Origin of the sequence: Wolbachia endosymbiont (group A) of Andrena helvola (assembly GCF_964028415.1) — a bacterium.
Lineage (GTDB): Bacteria > Pseudomonadota > Alphaproteobacteria > Rickettsiales > Anaplasmataceae > Wolbachia > Wolbachia pipientis.
In genome coordinates this window covers 143,192-165,508 of the sequence record NZ_OZ034779.1, presented here as the reverse complement: position 1 = coordinate 165,508, position 22,317 = coordinate 143,192, and the positions used below count along the sequence as shown (strand labels likewise).

The window sequence follows — 22,317 nt, the reverse complement described above, 5'->3', positions numbered from 1 at the left end:
TTTAAACGTAGGTTTTACATCTATTTTGTTTTAGTAGTTTCAGGTGTATGTCGAGTAACAACAACTTGATTTGAGGTATTGGCACCAGAACTTCTGCTTGTTGGGTGGATAAGTGGAGTTTGGAATGGCTTATATGTACGGTTTAGTTCCTTCATTTCTATTTCTTCAACTTCAACAAGGGGTTTTTCTTTTGGGGTATAGCGATTATGCGTTGCAGGTCGTTCAGTGAGATTTTCATATGTTTCTTTCAACCAAGTTCCGATATCATACATAAATCCATACGCTTTTTCTTTAAATTCTCTCAATGATCTACTGAAACTTGCTAGTGTGTTATTAAAGTAAATTGTCATATAGTCTCTTGTGGTGTATTGATAACTTTCTCCATCTAGTCTGCTACTTTGTGCGTTAGAACTATTGTTGCTTTTAAAATAACCAAATATGTTGTACATTTTGAGCCGCCATTAATTACTAACATACACATATTATATATTGATAAATTAAGGATTTAGTGTATTGATTAAGCACTTAGAAAGCGCTCTGTATAATAATTTAAAATGGAGCTGGAGCTTTGTAGTACAATGTTTTCAAACGTTTAATATAATATTGACTTTACAACGATAGTCACTTTAAATTAGTAACTATTGTTGCAGTTAAAGTATCAATGCCTTTTTTCTTTTATTTTTTTGCAATTCTTAGCATTTTATCTGCTGTATGCGTAATTAGTGTAAGAAATCCTGTGCATGCAGTATTATTTTTAATTTTCACCTTCGTTAACTCTGCAGTGCTTTTCATTCTCCTTGGAGCTGAATTCATCGCTATGATGGTACTGATAGTATACATCGGTGCAGTTGCAGTGTTGTTCCTCTTTGTAGTTATGATGCTCGATATTGACTACATAAGATTGCGCCAGGGTTTTGCGAAGCATTTCACTCTTGGTGCTATATTGTGTGGTGTGTTTTTTTTGATTATCAGTTTTGTAATCCGCAGCTCAACGCTGAATATAAGTAATGTTATAAACTATAATGCCAATAACGTGAAAGCTATCGGTAATTTGCTCTACACTGACTACATGTACGCTTTTCATCTTTCTGGAATTTTGCTACTTGTTGCAATTGTCGGTGCAATTGCTCTTACTTTGCAGGACAAGAAAAAAGGAGTTAAAAAACAGAATGTATTAAAGCAATTGACGCAATCTTCATCTGTAAAATTGGTTAAGGCTAAATTTGGAAAAGGAGTGGAATGGAAATAGGATTAAATCATTTTTTGATAGTTGCTGCTATTTTGTTCACTGTTGGGGTGTGCGGTATTTTCATCAACCGTAAGAGCATAATCAATATATTGTTATCAATAGAAATATTATTGTTGGCGATTAACATCAATCTAGTTGCTTTTTCTGCCTTTATGAATGATATAGTTGGGCAAATTTTTGTGATGTTTGTGTTGACTGTTGCGGCAGCAGAGTCAGGAGTTGGGCTTGCAATATTGGTTGTATATTATAGAAGCCGTGGCAATATAGATGTTGAACAAGCAAATTTAATGAAAGAATGAAAGTATGATGGATATACTGAAATTAATAGTATTTCTGCCACTTTTTGGTTCGCTATTTGCAGCACTTTTTAGAAAAAGTCAGTTAGTTACAACGGCAGGGATTGGAATATCTGCAGTTTTATCTTGGTATGTTTTTCTCACCTTCTCTGAAAATTATCACTTGAGTTTATTTCCTTTGTTTTCATTGAGCATCTTAAAAGTAAATTGGGCAATTAGTGTGGATGCTCTCTCATCCTTAATGCTTATTGTTATTACCACCGTTTCACTGGTAGTACATCTCTACTCTATCGGTTATATGGAGCATGATAAGGGGAAGTCGAGGTTTTTTTCTTACCTATCGCTATTTACGTTTTGCATGATTGTGCTGGTTGTAAGCGATAATTTCGTGCAGCTTTTTTTTGGCTGGGAAGGGGTTGGCCTATGTTCTTATTTACTCATAGGATTTTGGTTCCAAAAATATTCTGCAAATAATGCAGCAATTAAAGCATTTGTTGTGAATAGGGTAGGAGACTTTGCACTATTGATTGGAATCTTTCTTATTTATTATACATTTCACTCTTTGAATTTTACTGAAGTTTTTGACACAACTGATCTTCTTGGCACGCAGAACATTAGGGCATTCTGCTGTGAATTCAAAGTAACTCATATAATATGCATATTACTTTTTATTGGCTGTATGGGTAAATCTGCACAGCTTGGTTTACATGTTTGGTTGCCAGATGCAATGGAAGGGCCAACTCCTGTTTCTGCACTTATTCACGCAGCAACGATGGTAACAGCAGGTATATTTTTAGTAGCAAAGTGTTCTCCATTGTTTGAGTTATCAAATGTGGCACGAGAATTAATAGTTATCGTTGGAGCACTCACTGCTTTTTTTGCAGCCACCGTTGCAATTACTCAGAACGATATAAAGAAAATAATTGCTTATTCAACCTGCAGTCAACTTGGTTATATGTTCATGGCATGTGGGCTTTCTGCTTACAATGTTGCTATTTTTCATTTAATGACACACGCTTTTTTTAAAGCTCTACTATTTCTTGGTGCTGGCAATGTGATTCATGCAATGCATCATGAGCAAAACATTCAGAAAATGGGAAATTGCTGGAAGAAAATCCCTTGCACTTACGCTCTCATGTGGATTGGATCTCTTGCGCTTTCTGGGATATTCCCATTTGCAGGTTTTTATTCAAAGGATTTGATAATTGAACATGCTTATAGCACGGATAGCTTTGCTTTTGTAATAAGCTTAGTTGTTGCATTCTTCACAGCGTTTTACTCTTGGAGGTTATTGCTTCTTGTGTTCCACAGCCAAAAACAAAGTAAAATTAATATACACGAGGCACCAAAGATTATGCTTATACCATTACTGATACTCGCTTTTGGATCAGTATTTTCTGGAATATGGGGAGCAAATATTTTGAACATAACTAGTAATGCGTTTTGGAAATCAAGTTTAGTGATGATTGATGAGCATGGAGTTCATAATTTCTTTATAAAACTACTGCCAACCTTAGCAAGCCTAAGTGGAATAGCACTTGCGTACCTAATTTACCAATATCAAGTAATTAGGCAAATTAAGAGTAAATTTTTACTTAAGTTTTTGCAGAATAAATGGTACTTTGATGAGGTGTATGAGTTTGTTATAATTGCACCGATAAGGTTTATATCTAGGCTTCTATGGAAGTTTGATGTTAAGGCTATTGATTCATTTGGACCAAATGGTGTTGTAAGGTTGGTTAATGAATGTTCAAAAAGTTCTATAAAGTTACAAACTGGTTATATATTTGATTATGCATTTATTATGTTTGTTACTCTAATAATCGGTGCTTTATATATTATTGGAATTAAATAGAAGGTGTTGTTACTTAGTATATTCTTGCTTCCACTGATAGGAGCGTTGATTTTATCCTTAATCAGGATTAATCATCAATCTATACACTTAAGATTCCTTGCTCTATTTTTTGCTGTACTTCCATTTTTGCTTAGCATTGTAGCTTGTATAGAATTTGATTATAACAATGCGGACCTTCAGTTTGTCAGCTACCCAATTAGAAATGTTGGAATAGGGATAGATGGTATATCGTTGCTTTTCCTTCTGCTTACAACTTTCTTGTTTGTAATTTGTATACTCTACAACTGCAAAATGAGTTATACGACCCTAAAAGCCTATATGGCATTGTTTCTACTGCTTGAGAGTTTTGTAGTCGGTTTTTTCGTTTCACTGAATGCTATAAGCTTTTATGTGTTTTTTGAAGCTGTTTTAATACCAATGTTCTTTATTATTGGCATCTGGGGAGGAAAACACAGGGTATATGCAACGTTTAAGTTGTTTCTTTATACATTAACTGGCTCATTATTATTTCTACTTGGATTGGTTTACATCTATAACATTTTTGGAACGTTTAATATACAAAAATTAGCTACATTAGTGCCAAGCCTTGATCTTGAAGTGCAGTCATTGCTGTGGATTGCATTTTTTATTTCTTTTGCAATAAAAGTACCGATGTTTCCATTTCACACTTGGCTTCCTGATGCACATGTGCAATCACCAACTTCTGGATCTGTGATTTTAGCTGGCTTGCTTATTAAAATGGGGGGATATGGATTTTTAAGGTTTTCTATTCCAATGCTTCCTCAGGCAAGTTTGTATTTTTCAAATTTCGTTGTTGTGCTGAGCATTATTGCGGTGATATATGCTTCTCTAGTTGCGTTTGCTCAAGATGATATAAAGAAGTTAATAGCTTATTCTTCAATAGCACATATGGGGATCGTTACTGCTGGCCTCTTTTCATTTTGTGAGGAAGGAGTACTGGGTAGCATATTTCAAATGATTAGTCATGGCCTTATTTCTGCTGCTTTATTTTTATGTGTTGGAATGCTATATACTCGAACTGGAACTTTGGAGATTGCAAAATATTTTGGCATAGTAAACACAATGCCAAAATTTGGTTTTATGTTCATTTTATTTTCAATGGCTTCAATAGGGCTACCTGGAACATCTGGGTTCGCAGGTGAGTTTTTGGCTATGGTTGGAATGTTTAAGAGCATAGGGTTTTTTACAGGATTTATCGCACTTGGCACTATTTTAAGCGCAGTTTATATGCTGAATTTATGTAAGCAAATAATATGGGGGGTTAGCTATTCTAAATTATTAAATAACCGTTTGGATAGCATAGAATTTTCTGTCTTAATTCTGCTTGCAGTGTTTGTTATTTTGCTTGGATTTTACCCAACCCTTGCACTGAATTATTTGAAGCCATGTATGGCAAATTTGTTAGTCAAATATAATGCGCTATGAATTATATACAGATATTGCCGGAAACGTTCTCTATTATCTCCTCGTTAGTGTTGCTGCTGCTTGGGATTATATTTAACCGCAGAACTATCAACTTATTAGCACTTGGCTGCACAGTGGTAACTTTGATTATTTTAATTCTTTCGGCAGAAAACAATGAAATTTTTCTCTTTAATTCGTTGTTAAAACTCAATTTATACATCAGGTCAGCCCAAGGGTTAATTCTCAGCACAGGAATTTTAATACTTTTGATGCTGAATTTATCAAAATATGACTATAAGTATGAATTTTCAATGCTGATTCTTTTTGCGCTATTTGGCATGATAACTTTGGTTTCAGCAAATAGTCTGATTTCTTTTTATTTAGCTTTTGAGTTGATGAGTATATCTTTGTATGTTCTTGCGAGCTTTAATAAAGATTCGATTTATTCATGTGAAGCAGGAGTGAAATATTTTACACTCAGTGCATTATCTTCCTGCATTATGCTATATGGAATGTCGCTGCTTTATGGATATACAGGACAAGTCAATTTCTCTGAGCTCGGTTCATTCTTGCAAAACCATCAGATAACTTATGGAATAGTTTTTGGGTTAGTCTTTGTCCTAATTGGTTTGTGTTTCAAGCTTGCTATTGCTCCTTTTCATATGTGGGCTCCAGATGTCTATCAAGGTGCACCTACCATAGTAACTGCGTTTTTTTCTACGGCCCCAAAAGCTGCACTTGTAACATTTTTAATTCGATTGATGAATGAAGAGTTAGTAAATGTAAAAAGTTATGTTCAGCCTATTTTCTTATACGTTTCAGCATTGTCTGTGCTTATCTCAGCTTTTGGGGCCTTACGTCAGCAAAACTTAAAAAGGCTGCTTGCTTACAGTTCAATTGGTCACATTGGTTTTATATTTGCTTCACTTTCTATTTTTACACAAGCAGGAACAGATAGTGCCTTAATGTATCTGGTGATATATATCATCACAAGCATAGGGCTATTCTCATATCTCGTACAAATTGACGATGACGATTGTGATATTGCAAATTTATCTGGTATAGGGAAGAAACGCCCAATTGTAGCATTTCATCTTTCTGTGCTGTTACTCTCAATGTCGGGAATACCTCCACTTGCTGGGTTTTTCGCTAAATTTTTTATATTCAAAAGTTTAATAAATTCTGGCTTTATCAGCCTGTCCTTGATCCTTGTAATAGCGAGTGTGATATCATGCTACTATTATTTAAATATCATGAAAGTTATGTATTTTGATAAAGCTAGTGGTAATAAGGTTGCTTATTCTAAGGGTCTATTCATTATCACTTCAGTGGCTTCACTGATCAACCTCGTTCTTTTCTTGTATGTAGAAGATCTTTACTCACTCATTGAACTAAAGGGCTGACAAGGTGATCCCTGAGGGCTTTCATATTCATCATTACAAAGAAGTTTCAAGCACTAATAAAGAAGCGTTGGATTTAATTGATAAAGGAATATCAAATGAAACCGTTATTATTGCCGATAAACAAACAGAAGGCAGGGGGCGCACCGGAAAAAGTTGGGTTTCTCCAGAGGGTAATTTTTATGCGAGTTTGGTGATAAACCTCTTTAACGATTATCTGAATGAAAGCCAGCTTTCGGTGTCATTCCAGCGCGTGACGCTGGAATCTAGAAAAAAAGAAGAATGGATCCCAGTGTCAAGCACTGGGATGACATCAGAGGGCATTGGGATGACAGAGAAGGGTTTGGTGAATAAAATTGCGGATGTTAGCAAATTAACAGAATTGACTTTTGTTACTGCTCTTGCTGTTGGAAATACTATACTGTCATTTATAAATGGTCTAAATCTCCAGTATAAGTGGCCAAATGATGCCCTTATTGATGGCAAGAAAATAAGTGGAATATTGCTTGAAAAAAGATCCAATTCGAATTGGCTCATTATAGGAATTGGAATTAATGTCAGTCATGCACCACTTCCAGGAACAACGTGCATTAGCAATTACGGTGAGTCTGTGTCTAACATAGATCTGTTAAAGGAATTAATAATAAATTTTAATAAGCTAAGAAAGCAATGGCTATTTGATGGGTTTTATGCTATAAGAGAAATGTGGTTAAAAAAAGCATTCAAAATGAATGAGCAAATCAGTGTAAAGTTAGCTGACAAATTGTATGAAGGAATTTTTGCTGATATAGATAAAAGTGGTAAATTGGTGTTGCAGCAAAAGGATGGAAGCTTAATTTATTTTGATGCAGGTGAGTTATTTATTGGCAGTGCATTATGAATACATATGTAATTTTTGCTTACCTTATTAGTTTCACGCTGATTGTTGGAGAGCTAATTTTTACCATTTCTTGCTATACTAAAAGTAAAAAAATTCTAGAAAGCCTGAAAGATAATAATGAAGAAGAAACATAAGCGATTACTTATAACTTCAGGAATTTTCTGCTTTTTAAGCTGCATAGTCTTTTTTATTTTAACAACGCTCAAAGAAAATATCTCATTTTTCTATACAGTAAGTGAGGCAATAGTTTTACCAAATAGTCAAAAGCCAATCCGTGTTGGTGGAATGGTTGTTGAAGATAGTGTGATACGGAGCGAAAGTGAAGTAGTTTTTCAAATGACAGATTTTAACAAAAGCGTTGTGGTAAAATACCAGGGAATACTTCCACCGATGTTTTCAGAAAAAAGTGGTGTTGTTGTGCAAGGTAAAATGTCTGATAATAATACCTTTCTTGCAGATACGGTGTTTGCAAAACATGATGAGAACTATATGCCGAAAGTTTTAAAATAGATTCCTTAATCTGGCTATATTGAAATAGTATGTAGAGAGAGTAACAGCCTGCTAGCAAGCTGTGACTTTCCTAACTACTACAATATATCAGAGTGAGTTGGTGCTTCCCATTCATCATATTATCACCACCAATTGTTCCTGTTTTTAATTTTTCAACCTCTTCTTTTAGGTTGTTAAGGTTTCCTTCCAAAATTTTATAATCCTTCTCAGCCTCTATAGCTATCATCTCAAGCCTATCTAAATCTTTATACAATAGATCCACTTCATCTTGACGATCCTTCAGCTCATTATTCAATTTAGGAACAAATGTGTCGTTTAAATCTGCGATTAGTTTATCTAGAATTTTGTGAACGTAATTGACCGATGCATTCTTTTCTTTATCGCTCTCAAAAGATTTAGGCTTAATTTTGACCTCTATGTCGTCTATTACTCTAGGGTTATCTCCGCCTATTTCGCTTATTAATTCAAAGTTGCTTTCGCTTTCTTTTACACTGTAATTACTCATATTAACTTCTATAAAAAATTATACTTTTAAAATCAACTCAGCTACATTGAAATGGTATGTGGAGAAAGTAATAGCCTAGAGACTATTACTCTTTCCAGTTTAACCCCAATCTGGTTCACTAGTGGTATTGTCTTCTAATTCTTTTACTCTTGTCTGTAAGTTATTCAGGCTCTGTACTAAACCACTATCTACATTACCAACGTCTTCAATCAGTTGATTGACTTTTTCTTGTTCTCCATGCAAGTTAGTATTTACTTGCACAACAAGTCCGTCATTCATACTTTCAATCAGTTTATCAATAACACTATGAGTATAACTAACTTTCGCATTTTTATCTTTATTCGTTTCGTAATTTGTCGGTTTTGCAAGGGTAACTTTACTTATAATTTTTGGTTCATTGGCCATATAAACTACCTCATTAAAATTTAAAATTTCAAATAAAATGTAATAGTTCAGACTTGATCTGACAGGCGAACAAAGTAAGATAAAAATATGAATAAATTTTAAAGGAGTGTCAGATATGAGTACAACACAAGAAAAAATACTAAAACCAAAGTTGGGATTGCTAGAACTTGCAAAGCAATTAGGAAATGTATCACAGGCGTGTAAGGTAATGGGATATTCAAGGGATACATTTTACCGCTTCAAAGAACTGTATGAAAAAGGAGGAGAAGAGGCTTTACACGAGATAAGCAAAAGCAAGCCATTATATGCAAATAGGGTATCGGAGGATATAGAAAAAGCAGTAATTGAAATAGCAATAGAATTTCCAGCGTATGGACAAGAAAGAGCAGCAAACGAACTGAAAAAGAGAGGAATTCTCATCTCTGCAAGTGGAATAAGATCAGTGTGGCAAAGAAACGATCTTGAGAATTTCAAAAAGAGGTTAAAGGCATTAGAAGCAAAAGTAGCTCAAGATGGCATTATCTTAACAGAAGAGCAGATAACAGCTCTAGAGAAGGCTAAGGAAGAAAAAGAGGCCCATGGAGAAATTGAAACAGAACATCCAGGATACTTGGGTAGCCAAGATAGCTATTATGTGGGTAATATCAAAGGTATTGGACGAATTTACCAACAAACCTTTGTTGATACCTACTCTAGAGTTGCTTTTGCTAAGCTTTATACAGAAAGGACTGCTATTACAGCTGCAGACCTTCTCAATGATAGGGTGATACCGTTTTTTGATGAACAGAAAGTATCATTGCTACGCATTTTGACGGATCGTGGTACAGAGTACTGTGGCAGACCTGAAAATCACGCTTACCAGCTGTATTTGGGGGTAGAAAATATTGATCATTCTCGAACCAAAGCTCGTTCTCCACAAACTAATGGCATCTGTGAAAGGTTCCACAGAACTATGCAAGATGAATGCTACAATATTATCTTCAGAAAGAAAATTTACACCTCTTTGGCAGAGCTTCAGCTAGATGTAGACCATTGGGTGCATTCTTACAATAGATCTCGACCGCATTCAGGTAAATATTGCTATGGTAAGACACCTATGCAAACCTTTTTTGATAGTATGCATATTGCTTATCAGAAAAATATTGATAGCATTAAACAGGATGCTGATTTTGGTTTTGACTTTGTCAATTCTTCTGTCAGTTAATTCACGCCTGTCAGATCAAGTCTGAACTATTACAAATAAAATCAACTATAGAAATATAAAAAGCTCTTTTCAAACCCATAAATATTTAGCTCAACAATACTTCGTATCCAGTCTGAAAGTACTCTTCCATTACCATTAGTTCAGCATTGGCGTTTTGAAGAGGGCCCTCCCATTTAGGTTCATCAGCAGAATCTCCAAGTTTCTTAATCAGCTCAAGGATTTCCTTTTGTTTTTCATTTTGTTCATCAAGTTTCCCTTTTAATGCATCAATAATAGCTTTAGACTGATCTTGATTGCTGAGATCACCAATCACAGCTGTCACTTTCTCATAAGGCAGTTTGTGAATAATCTCTTTAAGCTCTTCTGCACCTACGTTATCCAAAAGTTCTTTAAACTGCTCATTAGACATATTGCGAGCAAAAGCTTGAAGTTTGTCTGGGTTATCAACTAAAGACTTAATGATAATCTGGATCCTATTAGAATCAGTTAAATCCTGAGCAATTGCTTCGAGTTTCTCAGGATCAAGCTTATTAACTAAGTCTTTCAGTTGGTCTTCTTGCAGACTATTTACTAAAGCTTTCAACTGATCACCTTCTAATTCTTTGGAGAGTATTGTCAAGTGGTGCTCAGCCAAGTCTTTTGCAAGCACTGTAAATTGCTCGTCATTTAAAGTTTTAATAAGTGCTTTGAACTGATCCACTTTTAAGTGAGGTAAAATTTCTTTTACTTGCTCTGAATTTAATTTTCTCACTAGAGCTTCAAGCTGAGTATCATTTAAAATAGGAACAATTATTTGTAACTTTTCTGGATTTAGTTCCTGAGCGAGGGTTTTTAGCTGGTGATTGGTTAGATGATCCACTAAAGCTTGGAGTTGTTCATCTGTTAAGTTCTCTGCTAAGGCCTGCAACTGGCTTGAGCTCAGTTCAGGAATTATTTTTTGCAGTTGCTCGTTACTAAGAGTATTGGCAAGAGTTTTTAGTTGGCCGTCTGTTAGGCCCTGAATAAAAACTTTAGTAAACGCGTTTGATAGCAACAGTAGCACATCTCTTATATGTCTCTCACCGTAGTATAACATAATGTCTTGTAATACCTCATTGTCAGGTGAATCGATTATATTTCCTGCCTCGTCTGAAAAATAATATTTATTGTTGCCAGTATCTGAATCTTCCCATGTTACATATTTGTATTCCAATTTTTTTGATTTAATAGAACTGCTACACATAGTTTTGAAAGGCTGCACAAGCTCTCTTGTATATGATAACTTAGCCAACTCATTACCGTAATATACAAATGTATGGTTACTTTTTACATAATCTAAGTTAGAATCACTTTTATAATCTTTGGCTACCAGATTTCCTTCATTTTCTTCCTCCAGACATATGTAACTGTCTAGGCAAGAACTGCTGCAAAGTTTTATAGGCAATAAGCCTAGTACTACATCGTTTTTATCATCCAGCGATACAAGCTCAACTTTTTTAATAGGCATTGTAGGATCATTACCTTCAGGCCACTTTATCCTTGTAGTCGGGGTTTTTCTAAACACCTCTTTTCCAGGTATCATCTTAAAAACATGCTTTTTTCCACTCATAGGCGTTACCAATAAATTAATTGTTAGTATTCTAACATTTATTGATTAATTTATTGTTAAGTTAGTATATATTACAATTGTAATAACCAACATTACTTGTGTAGAGAAAAGTTACGAAAAGAAATAGAGATTTTCAGGGAAATAGTATAAAATCCTCATAGATTAAAATAAGCTGCTTTGACAGGTTTTGTGGCGGCTAGAGCTGTATAGACTGGTGGAGGCAAGCGGGATCGAACCGCTGACCTTCTGCGTGCAAAACAGATGCTCTACCAGCTGAGCTATACCCCCAGGTAATTCTTGCTTAAAGCATAAATCACTCAGGCTGAAATGCAAGAAATATTTATCTATTAGGCTATTGCTAAATAGTGTACAAATTCTGCAGGGTGTACACACTTCTCTATTTTTTTGTCTCCTTAGCGTTATACGTCACACCATCCAAATAAATCTGTGAACTGAAAATTAACAAGAAGTTTTCCTTTGGAAATTTTTTTAAATTATTCATAGATTTTTTAACTAAATTATCACTAACGCAGTATATTATATAATTTATTTAACCACACATGAAAATTTTAGTTTGATTAAAACGGATAAAAACTGTATTGATGTTTAGTATAGCTGAAAAATGAAATGATCCCGTAGCTCAGCCGGTAGAGCAACTGACTTTTAATCAGTGGGTCACGCGTTCGAATCGCGTCGGGATCACTCACAAATTTTGAAAAACATGCTAAAAGAACAAGACAAAATATTCACCAACCTAAATGGTAAAGGAACTCCACTACTTGAGGGTGCAAAAAAACGTGGTAGCTGGCAAAAAACAAAGGAATTACTGGATTTAGGATCAGAAAAGATCATTGATGAAGTAAAGAAATCTGGTTTGAGAGGTCGAGGGGGTGCAGGATTTTCCACCGGCCTTAAGTGGAGCTTTATGCCCAAAAATCTCCCAAAAGCATATTTAGTAGTCAATGCAGATGAGTCAGAACCTGGTACATGTAAAGATAGAGATATATTGCGATATGAGCCACATAAGTTACTTGAGGGAATTCTCCTGGCCGGCAAAGCGATCAGCGCATCAGTTGCATATATTTATATCAGGGGTGAATTTTATAATGAATATTTAGTTCTAAAAAAAGCACTTGAGGAAGCCTATAAAGAAGGTTTAATTGGAAAAAATGCCTGCAAATCAGGTTATGATCTTGATGTGTTTATCCATAGGGGCGCAGGAGCTTACATATGTGGGGAAGAAACAGCTCAACTCGAATCAATTGAAGGAAAAAAGGGCTTTCCTCGCATGAAGCCTCCATTTCCCGCAGGTGTTGGACTTTTTGGCTGCCCAACCACAATAAACAACGTTGAAACTATAGCCATGGTTCCAGATATTCTGAATCGCGGAGGAGAATGGTTTGCATCTCTTGGTAAACCAAATAATACTGGTACCAAGGTCTTTTGTATTTCAGGGCACGTAAACAACCCGTGTAATGTTGAAGAAGAGCTCGGAATTCCATTACGTGAATTAATTGAAAAATACGCAGGTGGAGTGCGAGGAGGTTGGGATAATTTACTTGCTGTAATACCTGGTGGGTCTTCAGTGCCATTAATTCCAAAATCTATATGTGATACTATTGAAATGGATTTTGATTCATTAAGAACTGCACAATCAGGGCTTGGTACTGCTGCTGTAATAGTGATGGATAAATCAACTGATATAATAGCTGCAATAGAGAGGTTATCACACTTTTACATGCATGAGTCCTGTGGACAATGCACACCATGCCGTGAAGGTACTGGATGGATGTGGAGGATTATGAGGAGGATGGTAGCAGGAGATATCAAGCCTGATGAAATAGATAAGCTGCTTGACCTTACAACTCAAATAGAAGGACATACAATTTGCGCACTTGGCGATGCTGCAGCTTGGCCGATTCAAGGATTAATAAGACATTTTCGCCATGTTATCAAAGAGAGAGCGATAGTTTAACTCTACTTATACTTCTTAAGCCGTCTTGCTACTTAGCAACCAGAGCTAAAAAATATTGATTCCCTTCTCTTTTAGGTGCCAATTCTACCTTTGCGATATCTTCAGTGTCTCGAATTAGCCGTTCTAATTTTTCCAGTCCAACTTCAGTGTTTATAAGCTCTCTCCCTCTAAATCTCATTGTGACTTTAATTTTATGTCCGTGGGCAAGTAAGTCTCTTGCTTGACGCAATTTTGTTCCGTAATCGTGATCACCAATATTGGGACCCAGTTTAATTTCTTTTATAGTTAATGTTTTTTGTTTCTTTTTTGCTTCACTTGCTTTCTTTTTTATATCATACTTTTGTTTGCTATAATCCAGAATTTTACATACTGGAGGGGTTGAATCAGGTGCAATTTCTACCAAGTCTAAACCAACACCCTGTGCAAGCTCCAAAGCTCGTTCTATTAGCACGATTCCGACCATTTCACCACTATGATCAACTAAGCGTACCTCCTTAGCTGTGATGAATCCATTAATTCTGTTTTTATTGTTCTTTTTAACTTGCAAACTTTAACTCCCTTAATTCAAATTAATACTTTTTAACAGCGATTCATTAGCCTTTTCCAAAGAAAAAGACTCCTGTCTTTCCGATCCTAAATTTCTTACTGACACAGTTTTACTTGTAACTTCATTTTTGCCTACAATCCACAATATAGGAACCTTGTTTGAACTATGCAAACGTATCTTATAACTAATTTTTTCATTGGTCAAATCAGTCTTGACTCTCACACCTTGTTCTTTTAAAATATTGCTAATTTCTGTGGCGTAACCGTCAGCTTCATTTGTAATGGTCAGAATAGCAAGTTGCGTTGGAGCAAGCCAAACTGGAAATTTTCCTGCATAATTTTCTATCAAAATTCCGATAAAACGCTCAAAAGTCCCAAGAATTGCCCTATGTAACATGACAGGGTGATGCTTGTGTCCATCTGCCCCTATATAAAAAGCTCCCAGACGTTCTGGTAAAATGAAATCAACTTGCAATGTTCCACATTGCCAGCTTCTGCCTATTGCATCTTTCAAAACAAACTCTAGCTTTGGACCATAAAATGCACCTTCACCAGGGCTCAGTTCATAACTCAAGCCCGCTTCTTTAACGGCTTCAAGCAGCGCTTTTTCAGCTCTATCCCACACTTCATCATTACCTGCTCTAATATCTGGACGGTCTGAAAATTTCACAGAAATTTCATTAAATCCAAGCTCTGAATATACTTCTTTTAAAAGGTCACAAAACTTTATAGTTTCAGAATTCACTTGTTCTTCCATACAAAAAATGTGTGCATCGTCTTGCGTAAAACCACGCACTCGCATCAGTCCGTGCAATGAGCCTGAGCTTTCATTCCTATGACACGTACCAAATTCTGCCATACGTATCGGTAAATCACGATAGCTTCTGGTGTGAGAATTAAAAATCTGCACATGACAGGGGCAATTCATGGGTTTTATTGCTAGCTTTTTGCTTTCAGATTCATCAACAATAAACATATTTTCACGAAACTTATCCCAATGTCCAGATTTTTCCCACAGCTCTTTGCTTACTAAAATAGGAGTTTTTACCTCAAAATAGCCATTATTTATTAGCTTCTTTCTGATGTAAGACTCAAGAACATTATATAGAATATATCCTTGTTCATGCCAAAAAACCTGCCCAACAGCTTCCTCTTGGATGTGAAATAAATCCATATCCTTGGCAATTTTGCGGTGATCACGTTTCTCTGCTTCTTTGAGGCACTCAAGATAAGCGTTTAATTCATCCTTATTTCTCCATGCTGTGCCATATATTCGCTGCAACATTGGGCCCTTTGCATCACCTCGCCAGTATGCACCCGCTACTTTCATAAGTTTAAACGCTTTAACTCTACCGGTTGATGGTGAGTGCGGACCACGGCATAGGTCAACAAAATCACCTTGCCTATAAACAGTTAGGTTTTCACCCTCTGGTATGGATGAGATAATATCAACCTTATATTTTTCGCCTATACCACTAAAGAAATCAACTGACTGCTTGCGAGTCCAAACTTCTCGAACAAATCTGTGGTTACTTTTTACAATCTCTTTCATTTTCTTTTCTATTGCGGTAAGATCGTCCGTAGTGAAGGTACGATCTGTAGCAAAATCATAGTAAAAACCGTCCTGAATTGTTGGGCCGATAGTAATCTGAGTATTAGGAAATAGCTCTTTCACTGCCTGCGCCATTATATGAGCAGCATCATGCCTTATTATATCTAAACCCACTTCGTCACTCAGTTGTATCACCTCTATCTCTGCATCAGCTTCAATTTCACGTGAGAGATCATGCAACTCACCATTTACCTTAAAGGCAATTGCTTCTTTCAAAACATCCGGTTGTAATATATCAAAGCCAGTAACTTTACCACTGTATTCTTTTACTTTTTGTTCGGCTGAAAAAGTAATCCTAATCATTTATCGACCCTTTTGTCTAACCCTCTCTTTGTCATCCCAGTGCGTGACACTGGGATCCATCTTATTTTTATAATGGAAATTAGTTTAACGTATGCTCCTAAAATCTGTTGTCCATTGCACAATTTGCAAATATTTTTATACCTGGACCCCAGTGTCAAGCACTGGGATGACACCTTTGTGTTTGAGGCAAAACAGGCTATAACATTTAACATACTGCCCTCGCAAACAAATGTTCGTACAGTTGTGTATCAGCTACTTGGATGACACCACCCCTAGTGGGCACTGCCCTTAAATCATAATGGATAACAGGGTTATAAGCTCTGAACATTAATAATAAGGTCTATTCTTTTTTAACCTGAGTGCAATTGCGTCTTCCCAAATTTCACCATTACGCAATAACTTTTCTTTATTGTACATTAGCTCCTCTCTCGTTTCAGTAGCAAATTCAAAGTTAGGACCCTCCACAATTGCATCAACTGGACATGCCTCTTGGCAAAGTCCGCAGTATATGCATTTTGTCATATCAATATCATAGCGCGTAGTGCGGCGACTACCGTCTTCTCTTTCCTCTGCTTCAATAACTATTGCTTGAGCAGGGCAGATAACTTCGCATAATTTACAAGCTATGCATCGTTCTTCACCGTTTGGATACCTACGCAACGCATGCTCACCACGAAACCTTGGACTTAAAGGGCCCTTCTCCATAGGATACCTCAAAGTAACCTTTGGCTTAAACATATATTTTAATGTAATAACAAACCCTTTAATTAACTCTACAAAAGACCAGTACCAAGCTAATTTCTTGAGCATAAAATATTTAAAACTTGTGTCAGTCATTATAAATCATATTATCAGTTTTCAAAATAAATATTTTCACCTGGGTGACTTTTTAGGTATTTTGGTTTCTTAAGTGTAATATTGCTAAGTAGTTTATATAAATAATGACAAACACAAATGAAACTATTTTCGCTTTATCGACCGTATTTGGTAAGTCAGGAGTTGCAGTAATTAGAATTTCAGGCAACTACGCGCTTAAAGCTTTAAATCATTTTCATATTAAGAAAGAAATTAAACCAAGATTTGCTACTTTAGTTGATCTATATGATGATTCCAGTCAATTGATAGATAATGGAATAATCATCTATTTCCCTGCTCCAAACAGTTTCACTGGCGAGGACGTTATAGAGTTACAAGTGCATGGAAGCAAGGCAGTTATAAAAATCATCTTGGAGGAATTATCAAAAGTTTTCGTTATGGCCAAGCCTGGAGAATTCTCACTTAGGGCTTTTCTAAATGGTAAATTTGACTTAACGCAAATAGAAGGGATTGCAGACTTAATTGATGCTGAGACGAAAATGCAAGCTAAACAAGCGATTAAGCAGATATCAGGAGAATTGGAGAGACTATACAGCAATTGGAGGCAAAGATTAATAACGATACAATCCAAAATCGAAGCATATATAGACTTTCCAGAGGATGTTTGGACAGAAAAAAATGAATTGGAAAAAATTAATAATGAAGTGCGAGCTCTTGTGCGGTTGATACAAGAGCATTTAAATGATAATAGACGGGGTGAAAGGTTGCGTGAGGGTTTGCATGTTGTAATAACTGGTAAACCAAATGTCGGTAAATCAACTCTGTTTAATTTCTTAGCCAAGCGTGATATTGCTATTGTTTCTGAATATGCAGGCACAACAAGAGATATACTTGAAGCTCATATTGACATTGGCGGATACCCAATCATTCTCTCTGATACTGCTGGAATTCGTGAAAGTTCAGATCCAATAGAATTAGAAGGTATAAGTCGAGCGAAAAAGAGGTCTTTTGAAGCTGATTTAAGAATAGAGCTATTTCCTTTTGAACAACGACACGATGTCAATTATCAAGCCACAGGCAATATACCATCTGTCGTTGACACACAACTATGCAAATATTGTAATCAACAAACGGTGTCATCCCAGTGCTTGACACTGGGATCCAGATATAAAAATACTTGCAAATTATGCAATAGACAATGGATTCTAGAAACATGTGCTGAAAACAATGTTCATGATGAGATAAGCTGGAAACCAGTGTCAGCTACTTGCATGACATCAGACCAAAATGACACCATTTATGTATTGAGCAAAGCTGACGATGTTATCAATAATCACAATATAAAAATTAATGGCATAGATCTTTTACCCATTTCTATTCTAAAGGAAATAGGCACAAACAAGTTGATCTCCCTCATAAAAGAGAAGGCAGAGGAAAAATTTGGGCATGATAGAGACACTCCTGTGATTACTCGGCAAAGACATAGGAATCACATGAAGAAAGCACTGGAACATTTACAACGTTTTAATATCGATAATCCAATTGAGTTGATATCTGAAGATTTGAGGCTTGCTGCATTTGAACTTGGTGCGGTGATTGGAATTATTGATGTTGAGGAAATATTGAGTAGTGTGTTTAGCAACTTTTGCGTGGGCAAGTAAAGCTTTTATAGATTGCTTAAAATCAAATGTTGTGATAGAAAAGAAATGGACGGATGGCCGAGCGGTTTAAGGCACCAGTCTTGAAAACTGACGTACGTGATGAGCGTACCATGGGTTCGAATCCCATTCCGTCCGCACAGCATCTCGCTATGCTAGCTGATTTTGAGAGCTTATTTGGACTATGTGGTTCATAACGCTGGAAATCTTGTCTAATCTAGCCACATCTTTTAAAAATACATCCCTTTGTAAATTGACCTTGTTAGCAAAGAAAGCTAATATCTATAAATAGATCACCATCTGAATATGAAAACCGATATAGTAATAATAGGTGCAGGACCTGTTGGAATATTCACTGCTTTTCAAGCGGGAATGCTTGATATGAGATGTCATATAATAGATGTTTTGGATCAAGCAGGAGGACAATGCACAGCTCTTTACCCAGAAAAGCCAATATACGATATACCTGGTTATCCTGTAATTACTGCCCAAAAATTAATTGAGCAGCTAATGGAGCAAGCTTCGCCATTTAAGCCTATTTACCATTTAAGTCAAAAAGTAGAAAAGATTTCAAATAACGAAGGTGAAAACTTTACTATCATAACGAACATAGGTACAGAGGTAAAATGCAAAGCTGTTATCATTGCTGCAGGTAATGGAATGTTTGAACCTAACCGTCCACCCTTAAGTGGTATATTAGAATATGAAAATAAATCTGTATTTTACAGTGTAAATAAAATTTCTGATTTTCAGGATAAAACTATAGTCATTGCAGGTGGGGGTGATTCTGCGGCTGATTGGACTGTAGAACTTTCTAAAGTTGCAAAGAAAATTTATGTGATACATAGGAGAAAGGAATTTCGCTGCACTCCTGAAACTAGAAATAAATTAGAATCACTTGAAATTGATGGAAAAATAGAACTGGTAGTGCCATATCAATTACACGAACTAGCAGGAGGTAATGGGCAATTGAGCACAGTGATAGTAAAAAACATTGCCTCTAAGGAAGAAAAAGAAATATCCGCTGATTTTTTGCTGCCATTTTTTGGATTGTCAATGAATCTTGGTCCAATAAACAATTGGGGTATACAGTTAGAACATAGCCGCATAGTTGTCGACCCAGCTACACTTAAAACCAGTAGAGATAGGATATATGCAATCGGAGATATAGCTATTTATTCAGGCAAACTAAAATTAATACTAAATGGTTTTGCTGAGAGCGCCATGGCTTGTTATGACATATACAAAGTAATCCACAACTCTCCGGTTAATTTTCAATATTCAACCTCAAAGGGAATTCACGGGAAAGAAAAACTTCCTTGACAAACCTCGCCAGCTCCCTTATCATGAAACTGAAGCTATTGTATTTGCTTTCGCCAATCTGCAGATTAAAAGGTAAGGATTACTTAATGTATCGGCGTCTTATGTTCAATTTTTTGCAGTATATAGATACTGTATGTCTTTACAAAACTTCATCTACATCTAGATTTTTATCTAAATAAGCTGAACGCGCTTACAAAGCGTTACAAGACATCAAAAAATGCCAATACTCGACAGAGATAGTAAAAGACTAGCTAACTCGGGGATTCTTTGTCTTTTTTTCTGCTTAGTAAATTTCTTAAACGTTTGCAGCGTAAGTTAGTTGCAATTAAAAGCAGCTTAATCTCGCTTGTCAAGCGTTTAAAACATAAAAAACGCCAATATTTTAAAGCGGATAATAACCCCAGGGCTTCTTTTGCCTTTTTTTTCATTTGGTAAATTTCTTAAATATTTGTGGCTAAACGACAACCGTCATCCCGCTGCTTGTTAGCGGGATCTAGAGATACCGCGAATGAATCGCGGTATGACGTAGGACTGCTGTCATTCCAGTGCTCCTTTTTTTGTCATCCGAGTAGCTGACACTGGGATCCAGGAAACTTAACTTTACACCAGGTGAATGTACAATAAGAACTGGATTCCAGACTGGAATGACACCGAAGGGGCTACTGGGATGACAAAAGGGGGCACTGGGATGACAGGAGAAAGAGGCACTGGGATGACAGGAGAAAGAGGCACTGGAATGACAAAGAGGGTACTTGGATGACAGGAGGTAATGCAGGAAGTCTAATAGTGCAGCAACACAGAACCCCAGGTCAGGCCTGCACCTATTGAAATCAGCAGTACCAGATTTCCTGATTTTATTTTTGATTCTTGTATTGCATAGTCTAAGGCCAGTGGAATTGATGCCGCTGAGGTGTTTGCATGCTTATCAACGGTATTAATCACTTTCTCTATAGGAAAATCTAATTTCTTTACTACTGCTTCAATAATACGAATGTTTGCTTGATGGGGAATTAGCCAGTCAATATCAGTAATTTTCAAATTATTGCATTTCAGAGTTTCCTCTATTAAGGCTGTTAACTTATCCACTGCATGTTTAAACACTTCTCTTCCATTCATGTATATTTTTCCAGAATCACCAGTAGAGGATACCCCTCCGTTCGTACATAGTATGTCCACATTGCCGTCAGAGTATAAGTTTGTTGATATGATGCCGCTTCTACCCATTTCTGATTTCATCACCACTGCACCAGCACCATCACCAAAGAGTACACAAGTTGACCTATCTTCCCAATCAACAATCCTAGACATTATTTCAGCACCTATAACCAATGCATATTTAATTCTATTGTTAGATTTTATGAGCGAATCAGCAACTGTAACTGCATATATAAAACCAGAGCATGCTGCTTGTACATCAAAAGCAAATGCGTTTTTACATTTTAACTTACTTTGTACAATCGTTGCACAGCTAGGAAAAGTTTTATCAGGAGTTGTTGTAGCAACTATAATCAAGTCAATTTCATCTACTGAAATTTTAGCTTTTTCTATAGCACTTTTTGCTGCATTTACAGCTAGATCTGACGTTAGTTCTCCTTCATCTGCTATATGCCTTTGAACTATTCCTGTTCTCTGCCTTATCCATTCATCGCTCGTCTCAACTATCGATGCAATTTCGTTGTTACTCAACATTTTTCTTGGTAGGTAAGATCCAGTGCTTAATATGAAACTTTTATTCAATATGACTTACCCCGTTAATTATCTTTTGATTTAAATTTTCACTAATTGCATTTACTGCAAATTTTATGGCATGGGCAAAAGAAATAGCATCAGAATTTCCATGACTTTTAATGATGATACCATTCAGCCCTAAAAACATAGCTCCACTTCTAATTTTGGGATTAAAACGCGTTAAAGCTTTATTTAGTTTGGATTTTAACAATATACCAACAAGCATTTTCGCTATCCACGAATTGAATACTTCCTGCTTTATTAGATTGATAAAGGTACTAGCGGTTGCCTCAGCCGTTTTGAGCATTACATTGCCAACAAAACCATCAGCAACAATCACATCTATATTACCCTCTAAAAATTCACTTGCCTCTATATACCCTTTGAAATTAATGCCTGGAGCGTTTTTAAGCAACTCAAAAGCGCCGCGCACTGAGTCATTACCTTTAACTTCTTCTGTGCCGATATTTAGCAAAGCAACTTCAGGATTGTCAATTTTTAATGCTATTTTTGCAAATATACTACCCATTAACGCAAATTGAAATAATGAGTCGGCATTACAATCAACATTTGCACCAAGGTCAAGCAAAGCGAAGCTTTTTGTCTTAGTTGGACAGATAGAGGCAATAGCAGGACGATAAATGTTTGGTAATGTTCCTAAAATAAATCTGGAAATTGCCATCAATGCTCCGGTGTTGCCTGAAGACACCACTCCGAAAGCTTTACCTTTTTTTACTGCCTCAATGGCAGCTTTCATACTTGAGTCTTTACGATGCCTCAGTGCAAAAGATGGCTTATCATTTGCAAGGACATTGTCAGAACAATGAGTAAATTCAGAATTGTTACTTACTTTTTTATATTTCAAAAGCAAAGGAGATACTTCTTCCTTATCTCCATAAATATGAAAAAAAACTTTAATGCCTGGGTCAACAAGGTTGTCTAAAAAAAAACCAGCACCCTGAATTACGGAAAGAGGCGCAAAATCGCCCCCCATAGCGTCAAGTGCAATAACTATATTATTATTGACCGTAGGTAACAT

Annotated in this window: 23 protein-coding genes and 3 tRNA genes; 15 read left to right on the top strand and 11 right to left on the bottom strand. The window is 36.1% G+C overall.

The features are described from left to right. Positions 1-20: 20 nt before the first annotated feature. On the bottom strand, positions 21-449 hold the full coding sequence (locus ABWU73_RS00905; RefSeq protein WP_010082321.1) for a hypothetical protein: 429 nt from the start codon (positions 447-449) through the stop codon (positions 21-23). Positions 450-661: 212 nt separating this feature from the next. On the opposite strand from ABWU73_RS00905, the gene ABWU73_RS00900 reads away from it, so the two are divergent. The 8 genes from ABWU73_RS00900 to ccmE are packed head-to-tail and all read left to right on the top strand — an operon-like array spanning position 662 to position 7,615. Continuing rightward, the gene (locus tag ABWU73_RS00900; RefSeq protein ID WP_010962952.1) at positions 662-1,249 is read left to right on the top strand and encodes an NADH-quinone oxidoreductase subunit J; all 588 of its coding nucleotides are present in this window, start codon (positions 662-664) and stop codon (positions 1,247-1,249) included. Beyond that, positions 1,240-1,548 carry an NADH-quinone oxidoreductase subunit NuoK gene (nuoK, locus tag ABWU73_RS00895; RefSeq protein ID WP_010962953.1) on the top strand — a complete coding sequence of 103 codons (309 nt, stop codon included), beginning with the start codon at positions 1,240-1,242 and terminating at the stop codon, positions 1,546-1,548. The genes ABWU73_RS00900 and nuoK overlap by 10 nt, the downstream gene beginning before the upstream one ends. A 4-nt stretch (positions 1,549-1,552) precedes the next feature. Further along, a complete protein-coding gene (gene nuoL, locus ABWU73_RS00890) occupies positions 1,553-3,400 on the top strand; it encodes an NADH-quinone oxidoreductase subunit L (RefSeq protein WP_022626390.1) in 1,848 nt (615 codons plus the stop codon). A 3-nt stretch (positions 3,401-3,403) separates the two neighbouring features. Next, a complete protein-coding gene (locus ABWU73_RS00885) occupies positions 3,404-4,846 on the top strand; it encodes a NuoM family protein (RefSeq protein WP_264329448.1) in 1,443 nt (480 codons plus the stop codon). Continuing rightward, a complete protein-coding gene (locus ABWU73_RS00880; RefSeq protein WP_209472428.1) occupies positions 4,843-6,228 on the top strand; it encodes an NADH-quinone oxidoreductase subunit N in 1,386 nt (461 codons plus the stop codon). The genes ABWU73_RS00885 and ABWU73_RS00880 overlap by 4 nt, the downstream gene beginning before the upstream one ends. Positions 6,229-6,232: 4 nt before the next feature. After that, entirely contained in the window at positions 6,233-7,105 is an 873-nt protein-coding gene (locus tag ABWU73_RS00875; protein WP_209472430.1) for a biotin--[acetyl-CoA-carboxylase] ligase, read from the top strand. Further along, positions 7,102-7,239: a hypothetical protein gene (locus tag ABWU73_RS00870; protein WP_209472432.1), complete on the top strand. Its 138-nt coding sequence runs from the start codon at positions 7,102-7,104 to the stop codon at positions 7,237-7,239. The genes ABWU73_RS00875 and ABWU73_RS00870 overlap by 4 nt, the downstream gene beginning before the upstream one ends. Then, the gene (gene ccmE / locus ABWU73_RS00865; RefSeq protein WP_174515681.1) at positions 7,223-7,615 is read left to right on the top strand and encodes a cytochrome c maturation protein CcmE; all 393 of its coding nucleotides are present in this window, start codon (positions 7,223-7,225) and stop codon (positions 7,613-7,615) included. The genes ABWU73_RS00870 and ccmE overlap by 17 nt, the downstream gene beginning before the upstream one ends. 70 nt (positions 7,616-7,685) lie before the next feature. On the opposite strand, the gene ABWU73_RS00860 is transcribed toward ccmE, so the two are convergent. Then, the gene (locus ABWU73_RS00860) at positions 7,686-8,120 is read right to left on the bottom strand and encodes a hypothetical protein (protein WP_209472434.1); all 435 of its coding nucleotides are present in this window, start codon (positions 8,118-8,120) and stop codon (positions 7,686-7,688) included. A 99-nt stretch (positions 8,121-8,219) separates the two neighbouring features. After that, complete coding sequence (locus ABWU73_RS00855; RefSeq protein WP_264329450.1) at positions 8,220-8,525, bottom strand: hypothetical protein; 306 nt, start codon at positions 8,523-8,525, stop codon at positions 8,220-8,222. A gap of 115 nt (positions 8,526-8,640) precedes the next feature. Here ABWU73_RS00855 and ABWU73_RS00850 point away from each other — a divergent pair, with 115 nt between their 5' ends. Continuing rightward, positions 8,641-9,729, top strand: a complete 1,089-nt coding sequence (locus ABWU73_RS00850) for an IS481 family transposase (RefSeq protein ID WP_264329420.1) — start codon at positions 8,641-8,643, stop codon at positions 9,727-9,729. A gap of 85 nt (positions 9,730-9,814) precedes the next feature. Here the strand turns inward: ABWU73_RS00850 and ABWU73_RS00845 are convergent, their stop codons facing one another. Both ABWU73_RS00845 and ABWU73_RS00840 read right to left on the bottom strand, forming a co-directional pair. Further along, entirely contained in the window at positions 9,815-11,317 is a 1,503-nt protein-coding gene (locus ABWU73_RS00845) for a magnesium transporter MgtE N-terminal domain-containing protein (RefSeq protein ID WP_341810263.1), read from the bottom strand. A gap of 212 nt (positions 11,318-11,529) precedes the next feature. Further along, positions 11,530-11,605, bottom strand: a tRNA-Ala gene (locus ABWU73_RS00840). Between the two features lie 341 nt (positions 11,606-11,946). On the opposite strand from ABWU73_RS00840, the gene ABWU73_RS00835 reads away from it, so the two are divergent. Together ABWU73_RS00835 and nuoF are read left to right on the top strand one after the other, a co-directional pair. Then, a tRNA-Lys gene (locus ABWU73_RS00835) sits at positions 11,947-12,019 on the top strand. 19 nt (positions 12,020-12,038) lie between these two features. Then, positions 12,039-13,292, top strand: a complete 1,254-nt coding sequence (nuoF, locus tag ABWU73_RS00830; RefSeq protein WP_264329453.1) for an NADH-quinone oxidoreductase subunit NuoF — start codon at positions 12,039-12,041, stop codon at positions 13,290-13,292. A 28-nt stretch (positions 13,293-13,320) separates the two neighbouring features. Here nuoF and infC read toward each other — a convergent pair whose 3' ends face one another. The 4 genes from infC to nuoI form a co-directional block, all read right to left on the bottom strand. After that, a complete protein-coding gene (gene infC / locus ABWU73_RS00825; protein WP_065094376.1) occupies positions 13,321-13,839 on the bottom strand; it encodes a translation initiation factor IF-3 in 519 nt (172 codons plus the stop codon). 12 nt (positions 13,840-13,851) lie between these two features. Beyond that, a complete protein-coding gene (gene thrS / locus ABWU73_RS00820) occupies positions 13,852-15,753 on the bottom strand; it encodes a threonine--tRNA ligase (protein ID WP_264329454.1) in 1,902 nt (633 codons plus the stop codon). Then, positions 15,750-15,965: a hypothetical protein gene (locus tag ABWU73_RS00815; RefSeq protein ID WP_155969049.1), complete on the bottom strand. Its 216-nt coding sequence runs from the start codon at positions 15,963-15,965 to the stop codon at positions 15,750-15,752. Before ABWU73_RS00815 ends, thrS begins: the two co-directional genes overlap by 4 nt. 115 nt (positions 15,966-16,080) lie before the next feature. After that, positions 16,081-16,563, bottom strand: coding sequence for an NADH-quinone oxidoreductase subunit NuoI (gene nuoI, locus ABWU73_RS00810; RefSeq protein ID WP_174515692.1), 483 nt, complete (start codon positions 16,561-16,563; stop codon positions 16,081-16,083). Positions 16,564-16,694: 131 nt separating this feature from the next. Here nuoI and mnmE point away from each other — a divergent pair, with 131 nt between their 5' ends. The 4 genes from mnmE to ABWU73_RS00790 all read left to right on the top strand — a co-directional run bounded on the left by mnmE (position 16,695) and on the right by ABWU73_RS00790 (position 20,310). Continuing rightward, positions 16,695-18,230, top strand: coding sequence for a tRNA uridine-5-carboxymethylaminomethyl(34) synthesis GTPase MnmE (mnmE, locus tag ABWU73_RS00805; protein ID WP_264329455.1), 1,536 nt, complete (start codon positions 16,695-16,697; stop codon positions 18,228-18,230). A gap of 47 nt (positions 18,231-18,277) precedes the next feature. Continuing rightward, positions 18,278-18,365 (top strand) — tRNA-Ser (locus ABWU73_RS00800). Positions 18,366-18,533: 168 nt separating this feature from the next. Next, positions 18,534-19,550, top strand: a complete 1,017-nt coding sequence (locus ABWU73_RS00795; RefSeq protein ID WP_264329456.1) for an NAD(P)/FAD-dependent oxidoreductase — start codon at positions 18,534-18,536, stop codon at positions 19,548-19,550. A 613-nt stretch (positions 19,551-20,163) separates the two neighbouring features. Then, the gene (locus ABWU73_RS00790; RefSeq protein WP_264723884.1) at positions 20,164-20,310 is read left to right on the top strand and encodes a hypothetical protein; all 147 of its coding nucleotides are present in this window, start codon (positions 20,164-20,166) and stop codon (positions 20,308-20,310) included. A 20-nt stretch (positions 20,311-20,330) separates the two neighbouring features. Here the strand turns inward: ABWU73_RS00790 and ABWU73_RS00785 are convergent, their stop codons facing one another. Both ABWU73_RS00785 and plsX read right to left on the bottom strand, forming a co-directional pair. Next, positions 20,331-21,287, bottom strand: coding sequence for a beta-ketoacyl-ACP synthase III (locus tag ABWU73_RS00785; protein WP_264329457.1), 957 nt, complete (start codon positions 21,285-21,287; stop codon positions 20,331-20,333). After that, positions 21,280-22,317 carry a phosphate acyltransferase PlsX gene (plsX, locus tag ABWU73_RS00780; RefSeq protein WP_209473375.1) on the bottom strand — a complete coding sequence of 346 codons (1,038 nt, stop codon included), beginning with the start codon at positions 22,315-22,317 and terminating at the stop codon, positions 21,280-21,282. Before plsX ends, ABWU73_RS00785 begins: the two co-directional genes overlap by 8 nt.